Consider the following 15,665-nt stretch of genomic DNA (forward strand, 5'->3'; position numbering starts at 1 on the left):
GGAGGAATGCTTAATGAAAAAGAGAAAGGTTGGAGTGATCACTTTTTCCGACGGGCGCGATTTTGTTCACAACGATCTGATCGAAATGAACAAGGGGTTTCAAGACAGGCTGGTTAAGGCCCTTGAAGCAACGGGTGAAGTGGAAGTTGTCACAGCCTCCGATATAGTCTGGAAGCCTTCGCTCGCGAAGAAGGCCGGCAAGGAACTGATGAAGGCCGAGGTTGAGGCCACGATATTCAACTACGCCATCTGGTGCTGGCCGCATCTTTCCGTGATGGCCTCGCTTTATGCACCAGGTCCTTTCCTCACCTATGGACAGATCAACCCGGCGTATCCGGGAATGGTCGGGCAGCTGGCGGCCGCCGGCGCACTGGAACAGGTTGGAATAATGCCGGAAAGGGTGTGGGGAAACCCCGAAGATTCAGATGTAATCGAGAGAGTCATGCACTTTTTGAGAGCTGCGTCGGCAGCGGCAAGACTTAAGGGCGAGAGGTATGGTATGTTCGGCGGCCGCCCTATGGGAATGTACACCGCCACCGCGAACGGTGATCAGTGGATGAAGGAGTTCGGCGTCGATGTCGAGCAGATTGACCAGTATGAGCTCGTAGTGAGAGCGGAGAAAGTGCCGAAAGACGTCACGAAAAAGGCAAGAGAATGGCTGGAAAGACTGGCGACAGTTAAGTATGACGGGAAACAGCTTACTCCCGAAAAACTCGAAAAACAGATTGCACTCTACGAAGCTGCTTTAAGCATTATCGAGGAGTACGAACTTGACTTTGTGGGCTTCAAAGGCCAGCCCGAGATGACAAACAACTATGCTACCATGGATATAGTAGAGGCCTTCCTCAACGATCCATACGACTGGCACGGTTCAAAGGAGACAATCGTTGCGGCCACCGAAACGGATATGGATGGAGCTCTGACAATGGAGATCTTCAAGCATATTGCTCAGACTCCTGTTCTATTTGCAGACGTGAGGCATTACTTCGAGGAAGAAAACCTGCTAGATCTATGTAACTCGGGCACTCACGCGACTTTTTTTGCCGGCAAATCGATGAATCCCGAAGTTAATCTCAAAAACGTAGAATTGTATCCAGAAGACTTCTACTTCCCTGCCGGAGGAGCAGCCGTAAAGCACTTCGCGGCACCTGGGCGAGTTACCCTTGCCAGGCTTGCAAGACAGAACGGCGAGTACATCATGACAATAGTACCGGGAGAGTTCGTTAAACTCTCTGAAGCCGAAGAAAAGAAGCTGTCGGAGAAGGTCCAGATCGAGTGGCCGCATGCCTATGTGAAGCTGGATACGGACATGGAAACCTTCCTGAGATACTACCCGTGCAACCACACTCACGGTGTCTACGGCGATTTTGTAGAGGAACTGGTACAGTTCTGTGATATAAAGGGTATTGATTACCAGATTCTTGCAGAGTAAACTGCATTTCAAGACATATAGTTTCTTAAGAAAGGAGCCTAATAATGTTATACATTGACGGTATTTGTGAAAAGAGCGTTGAGCTCGTTAAGCAACCTGTTTTTGCAGGAATAACAACTAACCCGACTATCCTGAAACGCGACAGACCAGGATGGGGCCTAATGGACGCAATGAAGTTTCTCTCGAAGGTCCCGGGAGAGCGTCACTTTGTTCAAGGCAGCATATCATCGACAAACTGGATACAGAAAGTGAAGGAGTTCATCAAGAAGAGTGATTTCGACCCCGAATTCTTCACCGTAAAGCTTCCTTGGGACCCGGAAAAGGCGTCGTCATTTGTTCCTGAGCTTGACGAGATTGGTGTCGGTGTTTGTGCAACGGCAGTTTACACGGTAGAGCAGTATTATGCCGCGCTCAGCATGGAAGTCGAGTATGTGGCCGTGTACTTCGACAGAATGAAGAAGGCTGGAATCGATCCGGAGGAGAGGATCACCGAAATGCTTGAGATCGGAGACTGGCACTCAAATGCCCCTCGAATAATAGCGGCAAGCATTAAGGATATCGATAGCGCAAACAAGCTTCTTTCTCTCGGGGTCCACGATCTCACTCTCCCAATAGAAATTGCGAAAGAATACATAAAGGGAAGCTTTCCTGCAGATGATCTCGATAGATTCGAGGGAGACTTCAAGTTATGAAGGATTGGCCTAAGCCGGTTCTGTGCTCTGGAGAGATCCTCTTCGATTTCATCTCTAGAGAACCGATGAAGGGCCTGGAAGGCACCACCCTGTTCGAGAAGAAACCGGGTGGCGCCCCTTTCAACATCTCTGCCGGCCTTCATAGGCTTGGAGTTCCTATGGAATTTCTTGCGAAGATCGGGATGGATGAATTTGGTAACGCACTACTCGAGTATTTGAAGTCTCTCGGAATGTCCACGGGCTACATCGTACGAGAAAGAGGCACAAAGACTCCGATAGCATTTGCTGCGCTGGATGGCGAAGGCAAACCTGAATTTCGCTTCTACTGGGACCACGCCGCCCATTTATCGCTCAAATCAGAAGAAATAAGAGAGATCGACCCTCTGAACTTTTCTCTTTTCCATTTTGGCGCGATAGTTCTCCTTGAAGAACCGTCGGCATCCACTTATATGGAACTGTTTGAAAGGTTCAGTTCAGGAGGAGTCAAGACTTCATTCGACCCCAACATTCGAAGAAGCGCAATAGAAGAACACGATTCATTCAGGGCCATAGTCAAAGAAATCATCTCCAGAGTCGATATTCTCAAGCTCAGCGACGACGACCTGCTATATATATGTGACAGCGACAGTCTGGATAAGGCCCTATCCCGACTGGAAGTCAGACCGGACACGCTCGTCTTCCTTACCCTAGGCAGCAGGGGATCTATTGTTTATCGCGGAAGGACTTCTGTAAGGAGAGAGGGGTTCAAAGTAAGAGTGGCCGAGACCACCGGTTGTGGAGATTCATTCATGGCCGCAGTAATCTCGAGGCTCTACAATATGGACCATAAAGAACTGCATAATCTTACCGAAGAAGCTCTGGGAAGCATTCTGACTTTTGCCAACGCAGAGGCTGCGATCGTCGCAACAAGATATGGCGGAGCAAGCTCGATGCCAACCGAAAGCGAAGTGAACCAGTTCCTTATGGAACGGGGTGTAGATCGTTGATCGGATTCCTCGCTATAGACATCGGTGCCTCCAGCGGCAAGGCCTTCGTCGGAAAGTACGATCGAAACAGGCTGGTTCTGGAAGAAGTACATCGCTTTTCAAACGAGCCAATTCATGTTGCCGGTTCGACTCACTGGAACCTCATTTCGCTTTACAGGAATGTAGTGGACAGCATTAAGGCTGCTTCAGTTCTGGGAATTGAGATTCGCAGCGTAGGAATCGACACCTGGGGAGTGGATTTCGGGCTGATCGACAGTTCCGGCTCGATTCAAGGTGACCCGAGACACTACAGGGACATGTTCAAGGACGATTCCATGGATTACGCAATAAAGAAGGCCGGCAAGCGATGGATCTTCGACAGAGCCCCAACACAGTTTCAGCCATTCAACACTCTCTATCAGCTTATATCTCTCAAACGCAAAAACAGCCGTCACCTGAAGAAGGCAGATACCCTTCTCCCGATGCCCTCACTGCTTACCTACTTCCTTACAGGGGAGAAGCTGACAGAGTTCACTTTCGCCACTACTACACAACTCTTCGACCCCGATCGGCATGACTGGAGCGAAGAGCTGATGAGATTTTTCGATCTACCTGAGATAATGACTCCTATTGTTGATCCTGGCGAAATCGCCGGAGAACTGCTTCCCTCAATCTCGAAAGAGCTCGATATAAAGGGCATGAAGGTCATTCTCCCCGCAAGCCACGACACGGCATCGGCCGTTTCGTCCATGGATCTTTCAGATGATTCGATGTTCGTCAGCGCCGGAACCTGGTGCCTGGAAGGGGTGTTGATCGACAAACCTTCCAGAGAAGAATATGTTATTGAAAACAACCTTGCCAACGAGGGCTGCTACGGAAGGAAGTACCGCCTGCTCAAGAATCTGACCGGTCTCTGGTTGGTTCAGGAACTACTCAGAGAGTGGAGGAAATCGGACCCTAATCTCGATCACTATGCATTGACCGAGATGGCGCAGACCGCCAGAAGCTATGAGAGAAAGATCGATATCGAATCCAAAGCCTTCAAGAAACCAAAAAACATGGAGAAGGCTATACTCTCCGAAACCAAGAGTCTCGGGATCTCTTTGCAAAACAAGGGGGAGATCGTGAGAGCCGCGATCGAAGGAATTGCTTACCAGACGGAGCAGACGAGAAAACAATTGCAGTCAATAACCGGCCGGTCAATACGGAATATCAGAATGGTGGGCGGCGGCATTCGCAACAGACTTCTCTGTCAGCTGGTGTCAGACTACACAGGGCTTCCGGTAGTTGCAGGACCGGCAGAAGGGACTGCCACAGGTAACATCATAGTGCAGATGCTGGGCCTTGGAGAACTAAGTGACCTATCGCAGGCTCACGATCTTATTCAACGCTCATTCAACTTTCAAGAATACACTCCAAAAATGCGAGACTTCATCTAAAGAAACTCTTGACTTTGGCGACGTACTGTCTTGCCTTCTCCTCTATCTCTTCCGGAGTCCCCTTAGTCAGATCGGATCCTATACCAACAGCGGCCGTGCCTGCCTTAAACCATTTGTCGATATTGTCTAGACTGACCCCTCCGGACACTACGCAGAGAGCGTCGGGGAACGGTCCTTTCAGAGACTTAACGAAAGATGGGGAAAGGACGTCGCCGGGGAAGACTTTAACCATAGAACAGCCGAGCCCTGTGGCCTTGACATACTCAGTAGGCGTCATTATCCCCGGAAGGTAAAGCGTCTCGAGAGCCCTTGACTGTATTGCAAGCTCTTCGGACAAGTGGGGACTTACCACGTATTTTGCGCCGCTCTTAACCGCTATGTTAAACTGTTCGTCAGTGATAACCGTTCCAGCTCCAACGTAAGCCCCCTTTATCTCTTCAGAGAGAATCGATATAGCCTTCGGTGCGTCTGGAACCGTGAATGTAATCTCAAGGATCTTTATGCCACCTTTAAAGCAGCTCCTTCCTATCTCTACACATCTATCGACACTATCGCTTCTTATAACAGCCATTATCTTCTCTTGCAGAATGATATTCTTCACTCCAACCCTCCATTCATAGTTTTCAAAGAACGATTCTTCCAAAAGACTTGAGAACAGTTAGCGCCCTCAACGTAATTATAGCAACCCATTCATCCCATGACTTGGCCATTTCTCCGTCATAGAAGCTCTTGGACCAGGCGGGCTTGACTTTTCCATGCGTCTGAAACTCCCTGATATAGTACTCGATATTTTCTTCAATCAGATTCTGATCGATGCAGAAAAACTCGTCAGGGGAGGACACGAAGTCAAGAGGTTTCGCCACATACTCCGTCCTCCATTCTTCTTCATCCTTGCTCACAAGAGAACATACGGCTTCAGACAGCTTTGGCATGAGCTTGGCAGCCGTTTCTTCTTCAAGCTGTCTATAGAGTCTCACAAAACAGAAAACTTCGTGAAAGGAACCGAACTCGTCTTTGCTTTCAAGATACTCGATCGCCTTTAGGATGAGCATGTCTGTATCTAGACTTGTGTACTCCCTGTATCTGTGCAGATACCCAATTAATTCAGCGGTCGGGTTTCCCCAATTCGCATCAATCGCGCACATTCCCTTTTCTTCGTCGTACTCCCACCACGGAGCGTGCGGATGGTCGTTGACGGCTTTCGGAACTGCAAACCATCCCTTCCGTTCGGGAACATATGTGTTGTCAAGGTATTCAATTGACTTTGAGATAATCCCCTTTGCGAGAGGTACCTCATCGAAATCTCGCAAATATTGAAGTGCTATACTTGTCGCCATTGGAGATGAAGCTGGTAGTCTAAAATCCGGTTCTATTCCGTTTCCAAAACCTCCATCCAAATTTTGATAACCGGCGATTTCCTCGACAACATCATTTGCCGGGCCATCCATGAAATGGTAAGCAAAGAGCCTTCTTTCCAATTCTCTTCCACTCTCGAGAATAAAGTACTGGGCTCTTCTCAAAGGTTCCTTTTCAAGATAGAGCATCTCGAATACCCCCTTTATGTCTTCATCGTTGCCGACTGTGAACTCCCAAAACTTTCACGATCTCGAAGCTTGCTCCCAAAGGGCTGACCAAAACAGATTTCTTCTCCAGAGAAATGGTGACTGCTTGTGGTCGACCAAATTGCCGAATCACTGATTAATACCAAAACGTCGAGCTTTCAATGCCTTCTCTTGATGACAGATCACCGCCAAAGTGAGTGTCTGATGCAATCGCTGCACCTGCCCAAGCTAAAGGCTCTAGATGGGCCGCCCGGTTTGAAAACAAGAAAGTCACGGTTGTAGTCGCACCCAATCTCACTTCTTGCTGACCGTGTCCTCATCTCACTCATTCTCCGTGCTCTCTATACATTCGCCGGAGGATCCTAACTCTCTCTGCATTATCCCTCTCATATTCGCGCAAGAGTGGCGGGTCACCAATCTGTCAGTCGGCTATGATCAATCAAGTCAACCAAGTTCACCTTTTCAAAAACCACTCGGCGAGATTCTCGTACAGCTCTCCTCTCCCTGGAACGGGACCTTCAAGCTCACTGTTCCAGAACACATAAGAAAGACTGTGGGCCAGAATCAACACCGGAACATCATTTGTCCAGATCCTGTACGCGCCCAGATAATAAGGAGTCCGACTTGCCCAATCAGGTTCTATAGCGGCTCTTCTCAAAATCCTAAAAATCTGCTGGTTCAGATAACCGACTTCCCATCCCGTACTCAAATCATGTTCGTATTCATTGGTCCAGGGAGCAATTTCAGGGTACTCGAAAGCCTGAACTCGAAGGTAGGCCAGCTCGTAATCCGCGCCGTTGATGTCGCGAAGAAGGGTGCCCCAATCAAGCTTTTCGACTTCAAGCTTCACCCCTATTCTATCCCAGCTTCTTCTTAGTTCCTCAAGCAATCTCGTCTCAACTCCATGATAGACTTTAATCTTCAAAGTAATGCCATTAGGATAGCCAGAATTTGCAAGAAGACTCTTCGCCCTTTCCGGATCGTATGGGAGATCCACTATCTGAGCCTCCAGTGTCTTGAAGAGTGCTGTCCTTGGATCGATAGGAATGAACGTCTTCATGGAATTTGGAATAGCTTCGAGAAGTGATTCATAGTTTAGAGACATCTTCATGGCCTGTCTTACCGCCTTCTCCGCAAGCAATTCGTTCCTGTGGTTTATCAAAACAACATGATAAGTACCGTCCGGAAAGCTTCCCGAATTGAAGGTTTCTGATGAAGATAGCCTTATAAGTGTTTCGTTCTCCTCAGGTCCGTTGAAAAGCAGATGGAGCTCACCCCTTTCGAACATCTCGATCCTGTCTGAAGGTTCCGCCACTTCAACTAGCCTGATCTCATCAAGGAGACTCTTTTCAGGCCAATTATCGAAAACGAGAGGGAACAGGTTGTCGGCATGTCCTCCGTGCCAGTTCGGATTCCTCTTGAGAACAATGTTGCCCTTCACACTCTTCTGATCAAGAAGAAACGGACCCGAAGATGCTTCTAGAGGAGGCTTGTCCATCTCATGACTTGTCTTGAGGTTTTCGGGCGCAATTCCTAGCTTGTCTTGATAAACATGTTTTGCAAGAATCCCCGTCCTCAGGGAGTTTATGAATTCAGGATATGCCGAAGTGAAACTGAAAACCGCCGATTTGCTGTCTATTATCGTCAGCCCTTCATATCTAGGATCGTTAAGTGTTTGAAATAACGGAGAACTATCGGTATTGCGCCACGCTCTAACCGAATACTCTATGTCTGCAGTGGTTATAGGAGTGCCGTCATACCAGAAAATGTCTCTCCTCAACTCGATAAACAGTCGCGTGTTCGAGTCTCTCCATTCGAACTTCTCTACGAGAGAGGGGCTCAACTCGTCACCGCTTGCCAATCTGAATAGCGGATCCTGAATCGCAAACGTTACCCAAAAATCCCCTTCTGAAAGCTCAAACCCAGGCAAGAAGCTGAAAGTAGTATCCACAGGGAGGTATATCGTACCCCCGGCAACCTCAGCGTAAGTGAACTCATCACCTGTCTCTCTTACTTTCAGAACCGCTGTGAAAGAACTTGAAACTAACACGAGTATGAGAATAGCCAGAATAAGTCTCCTCACCGCAACCTCCAGAAACTTGTGTATTACCTCCATTATATTAGATGAAGAGAATTCAGTTTTGTTCGGAACAGGCAGGGGCTTCTGAAGAACGTGCCAGCAGTTGACGTTGGGGAAAGAACCTTGAAAAATAGTTGGTGGTGGATTGTTCGTTGTTGGTAAGAGTACAAATAGCCAAAGAGAGACTCCAGAGCAAGTATCTATTCTTAGTTCCAGAGCGAGTACCTGTTCTTCGTTCTTGGTTAAGGTCAAAAAACTTGAGCTAAAATGAGCATTACATAATGGGATCTGCTCTTCGTTCTCGATTGCGAACAACACTATTAACTCCCGCTTTCTCGCGCTCTCTAATCATCTCATGGTTCTTAACCAAGAACCTGGGCGCAGCTCGGAACGATGAACCACTCTTTAAATCCTCGCTTGAGCACTCAACCTGGATCTAATCTCATCCGTCTCGTTCTCTCTCATCGTCTCGTGGTTTTTTGACTAAGACGACGATTCCGGAGGACGGTGGACCGTTGACGGACGACGGGTCCTTGTCTTCCCAGCGATCAGCGAATATCGGCTCTTCGGACGGCAGCTCTTTGACGGTTACCCTAAACCAGAAGGTTTCTGCAGTTTTTGCTTTTGACGATGAATAGTGTATATTCTACTTGTAGGACATCCTACATCACAAGAGAGGCGGTGTAGATGAAGGATATCGATCTTAACCATCATATTCATACTTCTCTTTCGGGAAAGATCCATAGCGAAATGAGAAACCTTATACTGAGCGGAGAGTTGAAGGCTGGCGAGAAGCTTCCTTCTGAACCTGACCTGGCAAGAAAGCTCGGTGTGAGCAGAAACTCTCTAAGGGAGGCGATTGGTCTTCTTCAGAAGGATGGTCTCCTCCTCAAAAGGCACGGGATCGGCACTTTTGTTACAGACAGATACCCGATCATCAAGGGTGGTATAGAAAGGCTTTCAAGCATAGCAAGTTTCATTGAATCTCAGGGCCATTCTGCAAGAAGCGAGGTCATACAGTTCGAAGAGTGTGTGTGCGATGGAAGGGCCGGCGAGCTTCTTGAACTGGAGGAAGGGAGCATAGTATATCTTCTTGAGACTGTGAAGTACGCTTCCGAGATTCCGGTTGCTGTTTGTGTTGACGTAATTCCGAGATCATTCGTTTCTCAAATAGATCCGGAGAGAATTCAGGGTTCCGTCTTTGAGGGTCTTGGAAAACACTATAATATCGACATAAGATATGCGGAGTGTGATCTCATTCCTTTCAAGTCCGACGAAGGATTGTCAAGAAAGCTGAGGATCGACGTAGGCACTTCGGTGCTCTTGCTTGAGCAAATTCATTACGACGTTCAAGATAGAAAGGTTCTGTACTCGAAGAGTTATTTGCCATCAGGAACGTTCACTTTCAAGCTCATCAGAAGACGTTAATACATTAGCTCAACAGGAGGTATGGCGAAATGAGGAAGCTCGTACTTGCAATCGTTCTCTTACTGGGTGTCGTTCTTTCGGCTACTACGCTCGAAGTTCTGTGGATGGGATGGCCGCAAGATCAGGTTATGCAGGTGATCAACGAGTTCAAAGCCGAGAATCCGGGAATCGATGTGGACATTCAGCTCGTTCCTTTTGGCCAGCTGTTTCAGACAATTGAAGTCCGTTTGGCCGCCGGAGACGGTACTCCCGACGTTTACATCGTAGACGGACCCAATACCGCTTCTTACGCGGCAAGAGGTTATCTTCTCCCTCTCGACGAGCACTTTTCCGAAGAAGAGATGGCAGCCTGGTTCGATGCCTCCATAGAAGAGGGCAGTTATCATGGAACATTCTACTCCGTACCTTACGGAACTTCTTCCGCAGGTCTCTTCTATAACAAGGCCATCTTTGAAGAATATGGTATCCCCTTTCCTCCGGAGAGTCTTGAAGAGAGGCTGACGTGGGAAGAGGTTGCTGAAATTGCCAAGCAGCTTACGAAGGACACGAACGGAGACGGCATAACAGATATCTGGGGCCTGGTAATTGAGCAGATAGACAGACCCTATCTTATCTTCCCTATGGTTCAGTCTCTCGGTGCATCAGTACTCTCTGACGATGGTTTTGTCTCACAGGGATACATCACTTCAGATGCTTTTGTGGAAGGCTCGACGTTCTACTGGAAGCTGTTTAATGAATGGAAGGTAAGCCCTCAAGGTCTAAGTGACTCGGCTATCTCACGAGAGTATTTCGGAACCGGAAGAGCAGCAATGATGCTGGGGAATGAGTGGAACATAAGAAGAATGCTCCAATATCCCGATCTAGATTACGGACTCTCCCCCTTCCCATACTTCGATGGCGGAGTTGCGGTAACTCCTACGGGCAGCTGGCATGTCGGAATCAACTCTAAGACGAAGAAGCTCGATGCCGCCCTTGCTTTCACGAAGTTCATAACTGGTAAAGACGCCGTGATTACATGGCACAATCTAAACGGAATAGCGCCTGCTAGATCCGATGTTTACGAAGCACTCCCCCAGGTATTCGACAACCCCATGTGGCAGCTGTTTATTGCTGAGATGGAGACAACGGCAGTTCCGAGGCCGCGAACACCGGGTTATTCTCAGTATGAGCTCATGCTCAGAGAGGCATTCAACTCAATTCATTATGGTGCCGATCCGAGAAGCACGCTTGAGGAAGTCGCGGCAAGAATAGATAGAGAGCTTAGAAGATACAGATAATCGATTTTGGGATCGTACTTGACCTTAGGGTATTTCGGATGGTGTGCTGATGTTTCGAAACAATAAAGTGGCGTGGCTTTTCGTTCTCCCCGCGCTCGCGTTCTTAGTCGTTTTCAAAATCTGGCCTATTGGCGTTTCAGTTATTGAGAGCCTCACCACGACTAGTTTCACAGGGGTAAAGTCATTCGTGGGATTCGAAAACTACGAATATCTCTTCAAGTACGATCCCGTTTTTTGGAAATCGTTTTCCGTTACCCTAATCTACTCGATAGTTGTCAACCCGCTGATCGTGCTGACATCGTTATTAATGGCGCTGCTTCTTAACTCAAGCCATTTCTTCACCAAGTTTTTCAGAACAGTTTTCTTCTTGCCTGCGGCGATTTCATTCGCGGTCGTTTCGGTGATCTGGATGGTTATGCTTGATCCCTACAACGGACTGGCCAACAGCTTCTTAACCATGTTTGGCTTCAAACCCCAGCCCTTCTTCGCCTCTCCGAATCAGGCTCTTTGGGGGCTTGTCCTGCTGAACGTATGGAGAAGTTCCGGTTACTGGATGATGTACTTTCTTGCTGGACTGCAGAACATTCCGGAGACATTGTACGAAGCGGCTGACATCGACGGAGCTTCTACATTCAGGAAGACGTTCAGGATAACTCTCCCATTGCTAACGAGAACCATATCGTTCGTTCTCGTTGCAAATACCGCTTTCAACTTCCTGAGCTTCGCGCCGGTATATATAATAACCAAGGGTGGCCCCATGGGTTCGACCAACCTTCTCATGTACGAATCCTACAAGAGCGCCTTCGTCAATCTCGACATGGGAAGGGCCTCGGCCATTACCACGATCTTGCTTGGTATTATCCTTCTATTCAGTTTTTTCGAGCTGCGATTCACCAGGGCTCGATTCGAGTATTGAGGTGGAATCATGAAGAAAAGAAGTCCGTGGAAAACTCTAGTTCTATTCGCCATTCTAGGCATAATAAGCCTCTTCTTCCTAATCCCGCTTATATGGGTAATCGCATCTGCGTTGAGGCCGGCCAGCCCACTCTATGAATATGCAAACCCCCTCACCTGGAGAACTTTCGTTCCTACTAATCCTACGTTAGAGAACTTTGTTCACATATTCGTAAACCTGAACTTTGGCAGGGCCCTTATGAACAGTCTTCTCGTCTCAGTCTCAACGATTCTCCTAACAATTCTTGTGGCCTCAATGGCAGGATTCGCGCTCGCTAAATTCGAGTTCAGGGGCAAGGCGGCCCTTTTCACAATAGTCCTGATAACCTTCATGGTTCCCTTCGAATCGATTGTCATACCCCTCTATATCCTCATTAAGCAGCTGCGGATAGACAACACTTACTGGGCCCTGATCCTTCCCGGTGTCGCCAACGGCCTCGCCATCTTCCTGTTCAGGCAGTTCTTCTCCGAAGTGCCTTCAGAGATAATGGAAGCGGCAAGGATTGACGGTGCCTCCTGGTTCAGGATCTACTGGAAGATAGCTATTCCATTGAGCGTACCGGCAATAGTGACCGTGATTGTTATGGTATTCATGTTCCAGTGGAACTCATTGTTCTGGCCTCTTGTAGCAACCCATTCAAGCAGATTCGAAGTTGTGCAGGTAGCCATAGCGGCACACAGATCAACAGAAAACACCAGCTGGGCGAACTTATTCAGCTCGGCCATCGCCGGAAGCCTTCCGCCGGTCATTCTCTTCCTCTTCCTCCAGAAGTATTTCGTTCGGGGGATAAGCGGAACTGGATTGAAAGGATGATTATATGGACACTTCAAAAAAGGCAAAGAATCACTTGCAGATTTCTGCCAGCTCTCTCCCGGAGACAGCTCTTCTACCGGGCGATCCGGCTAGAGTCTATGAGATAGGAGAGTACTTGAGCGATGTCGAAGAGGTTGGAAACAACAGGGATTACACAACGATTACCGGCAAATACAAGGAACTGCCGATCACAGTATGTTCAAGCGGAATCGGAGGCCCTTCGACTGAGATCGCCGTAGTTGAACTCAACAAACTTGGAGTGAATACGATAATTCGCGTTGGAACCTCCGGAGGATTGGCGCCTGATGTGAAGCCCGGCGATCTTATGGTTATTTCAAGCTGCATAAGATACTCCGGAACTTCAAACCTCTTCATCCCGGAGAATTTCCCGGCTGTGGCGGATTATCTACTGCTCATGGCACTGGTTTCTGCCTGCGATGATTCCGGTGTAAACTACCACGTAGGCATGGGGCTTTCACTGGATTCCTTCTATGCAACGAAGCCCGCTCTTCTGAGAGAAAACTTCCCATCTATGATATACGGAAAGCTGGAAGAATGGATCGCCGCCGGTGCTCTTCAGCTCGATATGGAAGCGGCGACTTTATACGTTCTTTCTTCTCTCCTGAAGATCAAGGCCGTGACTATCTGCACTGCCGGATCGAACATACCGAAAGGGGAGAGGCCGGACCCGCATCCTTCAAATGAGAATGCGATTAGGGCAGCATGCGAGGGGGCTTTGAAGTACAACAACTGGCACGAAATCTCAATCAGGCGGGGAAAGGACTTCACTCTCCCCCCGATTGCCGATCAGGGGTGAAGAACTGTGAGTGAGAGACTGACAGGAAAAACGGCACTGATTTTCGGGGCCGGGAGAGTCGGAGGCTCGGCCGCCAGAGCCTTTGTAAACGAGGGCGCGAAGGTCATTATACTGGATAGAGACGAAGATAAGCTTGAAACGCTTAAGGAAGAGCTCGAGCAAACGAAAAGAGGATTCTGCTCGACGATATGCGCAAACATAGACAATCAAAAAGATGTGGACGAGATCTCCAATCTGATTGAAGAGAATACATGGAAGGTAGACATTCTTCTTAACTGCCCCGCTTACATATTCAGGGCGCCTTTTCTAAACCACCCAATTGATGAGATTGATCGACAGTGGCATATAAACGTGAGGATAGTGTTCATGGTAAGTCAGGCAGTAGCAAAGATGATGGCAAAGAACGGTGGTGGAAAGATTATCAATCTGGCCTCGGTCGGAGGGCTCTTTCCAGAGAAAGAACATGCCGGCCACTGTGCTGCCAAGGCGGGAATAATAGCTATTTCGAGGGTGATGGCCCTTGAACTCGCTTCACTGAACATTCAAGTGAACGTAATTGCACCCGGCCCAACTGAGACCATCCCTTTTTCGTCACCTTTCTATTCACAGCATCCAGAAGTTTTGAAAAGAATTGAAGAAAGAACCCCTGCCGGAAGAATAGGACATCCAGAAGACCACACCGGCCTCATGGTATTTCTTGCATCGGAGGAATCAAACTGGATAACTGGCCAGGTTATACTTTCAGACGGAGGACTGGGTTTAGTTTAGAGTTGGAAGGATTTGACAAATCAAAACGCCCCGGATCGATTCCGGGGCATCTTTATCTTAATCTGAAAGACCTAGAAGTGTTGAAGCACAAATGGCGTAGTCTTTGGAAGATCTTGACCACTGTAGCTGTTCGTCGCCTTCACTCTGCCGAACTCGATCATCTCCCTGAAATCACTCTTTCCACCAACAACAGAGGATAAGGTCGCAATATCACATTCGAGATCATAAGAATCGGAACGAGAGAAGCAGAGCTCGCCATCCTTCATACACATTTCGAAGACACCGTTGTTCCACGAAGCCTGTTTATCACTTATCTTTATGCCGACCCGCATGTCTGGTGCGTTTATCTTCAGACCATTTAGCAACTCCAGATCGACGATCCGGATCATGGTTCTCAAAATGATATTCATCTCCGAGGGCCTATCGTTTAGATATGGCCAGAGAACAAAATCCGGAGGAAGATATGCGTGAACATGACATATTTGAAGAGAGAGTCCCTTCAAGAAACGGAACATTGCATGTCTGGTGACTATATCATCCGCGAGGAACATCGTAACTACAAACTTCGGCGATCTGTCCTTGTCAAAGTTGTCGTACAGAAAAACATAGCGAAGCATCCCTGTGGTCTTTCCATCTTTCTTGAATTTCACGAATTTCTTCGAAACATCCTCATCGGTTCTAAACTCGAAATCATTCTTCCACATTTCGGCGTCTCTCAGAATCATAGTGTAATGACTGCTTGCATAATCGTTATAGAACTCTCTAATCTCGCTGTCTGCATCTTCCATCTCTTCAATATTCACTTCGCAATCCAGCTCAGGAACGTTAATCATACCCGGAGAGAATTTAACCCCGAGCATCGAATCAAACTCCTCCCATCCCAGCTTTCTGTAGAAGCCGGCATTGAAAGGGTATAGTAGCGAGACTGCCTGCTTCTTCTCCCTCATAGTCTCCAGTGATCTTTCCATAAGGAACTTGACGGCTCCCTTGCCCCTGTATAGAGGACTTGTGCAGACATTTCCTACTCCCCCCATAGAGATGACCGACTGTCTTAGCCTCATCTTCAAAGAGAAGAGCAAATACTCTGCCGCAAGAATCGACTCGTCGTAAGCCCCAATAGGGTCTCTTAGATCGTCATCGAAGACTTCACTTGCATGTTTCGACGCAGATCTCATCCAGCCGCCAGGAATCCCAAAAGAAAACCTCATAAGATCGAGATAGTCCTTCACACTTTCGATCCTTCTATACTCAAACATCCTCTCACCCTCTCCGGAAGTAGTGTAAAAATAATAGCATATCGCGGGTAGCAGATAGCGGGCTGGAAAGAGCGAATATCAGTTGCAGGATGCAAGTTTAAGAAAAAAAGACCGGGGTCGGGGGTTGCAGGTTAGAGGTTGGAAAGAGCGGAATAATATGCAAGGCTGGCTTCGCCAGGAA

Annotated in this window: 14 protein-coding genes; 10 read left to right on the forward strand and 4 right to left on the reverse strand. The window is 48.0% G+C overall.

All coding sequences use genetic code 11. From position 1 onward, the window contains the following. Positions 1-13 precede the first annotated feature (13 nt). From B3157_RS09515 to B3157_RS09530, 4 genes are read left to right on the forward strand one after another with little or no spacing between them, the layout of a single operon-like run. Positions 14-1,432 (forward strand): L-fucose/L-arabinose isomerase family protein, encoded by a 1,419-nt coding sequence (locus B3157_RS09515; RefSeq protein ID WP_292590249.1) that lies wholly within the window; start codon positions 14-16, stop codon positions 1,430-1,432. Positions 1,433-1,476: 44 nt separating this feature from the next. Continuing rightward, a complete protein-coding gene (locus tag B3157_RS09520) occupies positions 1,477-2,124 on the forward strand; it encodes a transaldolase family protein (protein WP_102818978.1) in 648 nt (215 codons plus the stop codon). Beyond that, complete coding sequence (locus B3157_RS09525; RefSeq protein ID WP_292590251.1) at positions 2,121-3,110, forward strand: carbohydrate kinase family protein; 990 nt, start codon at positions 2,121-2,123, stop codon at positions 3,108-3,110. Before B3157_RS09520 ends, B3157_RS09525 begins: the two co-directional genes overlap by 4 nt. Next, the gene (locus tag B3157_RS09530) at positions 3,107-4,528 is read left to right on the forward strand and encodes a rhamnulokinase (RefSeq protein ID WP_292590253.1); all 1,422 of its coding nucleotides are present in this window, start codon (positions 3,107-3,109) and stop codon (positions 4,526-4,528) included. Before B3157_RS09525 ends, B3157_RS09530 begins: the two co-directional genes overlap by 4 nt. Here the strand turns inward: B3157_RS09530 and B3157_RS09535 are convergent. The 3 genes from B3157_RS09535 to B3157_RS09545 all read right to left on the reverse strand — a co-directional run bounded on the left by B3157_RS09535 (position 4,521) and on the right by B3157_RS09545 (position 8,173). After that, positions 4,521-5,129, reverse strand: a complete 609-nt coding sequence (locus B3157_RS09535; protein ID WP_102818975.1) for a bifunctional 4-hydroxy-2-oxoglutarate aldolase/2-dehydro-3-deoxy-phosphogluconate aldolase — start codon at positions 5,127-5,129, stop codon at positions 4,521-4,523. The two genes, B3157_RS09530 and B3157_RS09535, sit on opposite strands and share 8 nt — an antisense overlap. 22 nt (positions 5,130-5,151) lie before the next feature. Beyond that, entirely contained in the window at positions 5,152-6,072 is a 921-nt protein-coding gene (locus B3157_RS09540; RefSeq protein ID WP_102818974.1) for a hypothetical protein, read from the reverse strand. 472 nt (positions 6,073-6,544) lie between these two features. After that, positions 6,545-8,173 (reverse strand): ABC transporter substrate-binding protein, encoded by a 1,629-nt coding sequence (locus tag B3157_RS09545; protein WP_214061494.1) that lies wholly within the window; start codon positions 8,171-8,173, stop codon positions 6,545-6,547. A 684-nt stretch (positions 8,174-8,857) separates the two neighbouring features. Between B3157_RS09545 and B3157_RS09550 the strand changes: the two genes are divergently transcribed. From B3157_RS09550 to B3157_RS09575, 6 genes are read left to right on the forward strand one after another with little or no spacing between them, the layout of a single operon-like run. Continuing rightward, positions 8,858-9,598, forward strand: coding sequence for a GntR family transcriptional regulator (locus tag B3157_RS09550; RefSeq protein ID WP_214061493.1), 741 nt, complete (start codon positions 8,858-8,860; stop codon positions 9,596-9,598). Between the two features lie 29 nt (positions 9,599-9,627). After that, positions 9,628-10,875, forward strand: coding sequence for an ABC transporter substrate-binding protein (locus tag B3157_RS09555; RefSeq protein ID WP_103134491.1), 1,248 nt, complete (start codon positions 9,628-9,630; stop codon positions 10,873-10,875). 49 nt (positions 10,876-10,924) lie between these two features. After that, positions 10,925-11,791, forward strand: a complete 867-nt coding sequence (locus B3157_RS09560; RefSeq protein ID WP_102818970.1) for a carbohydrate ABC transporter permease — start codon at positions 10,925-10,927, stop codon at positions 11,789-11,791. Positions 11,792-11,800: 9 nt separating this feature from the next. Beyond that, positions 11,801-12,643, forward strand: a complete 843-nt coding sequence (locus tag B3157_RS09565; protein WP_214061492.1) for a carbohydrate ABC transporter permease — start codon at positions 11,801-11,803, stop codon at positions 12,641-12,643. A 4-nt stretch (positions 12,644-12,647) separates the two neighbouring features. Then, complete coding sequence (locus B3157_RS09570; protein ID WP_214061491.1) at positions 12,648-13,460, forward strand: nucleoside phosphorylase; 813 nt, start codon at positions 12,648-12,650, stop codon at positions 13,458-13,460. 6 nt (positions 13,461-13,466) lie between these two features. Next, positions 13,467-14,228 carry an SDR family NAD(P)-dependent oxidoreductase gene (locus B3157_RS09575; RefSeq protein WP_214061490.1) on the forward strand — a complete coding sequence of 254 codons (762 nt, stop codon included), beginning with the start codon at positions 13,467-13,469 and terminating at the stop codon, positions 14,226-14,228. 71 nt (positions 14,229-14,299) lie between these two features. Here the strand turns inward: B3157_RS09575 and B3157_RS09580 are convergent, their stop codons facing one another. Beyond that, complete coding sequence (locus B3157_RS09580; RefSeq protein ID WP_214061489.1) at positions 14,300-15,484, reverse strand: GNAT family N-acetyltransferase; 1,185 nt, start codon at positions 15,482-15,484, stop codon at positions 14,300-14,302. Positions 15,485-15,665: the final 181 nt, after the last annotated feature.

It is taken from the genome of Mesotoga sp. UBA5557, from assembly GCF_002425715.1.
Classification (GTDB): Bacteria; Thermotogota; Thermotogae; order Petrotogales; family Kosmotogaceae; genus Mesotoga.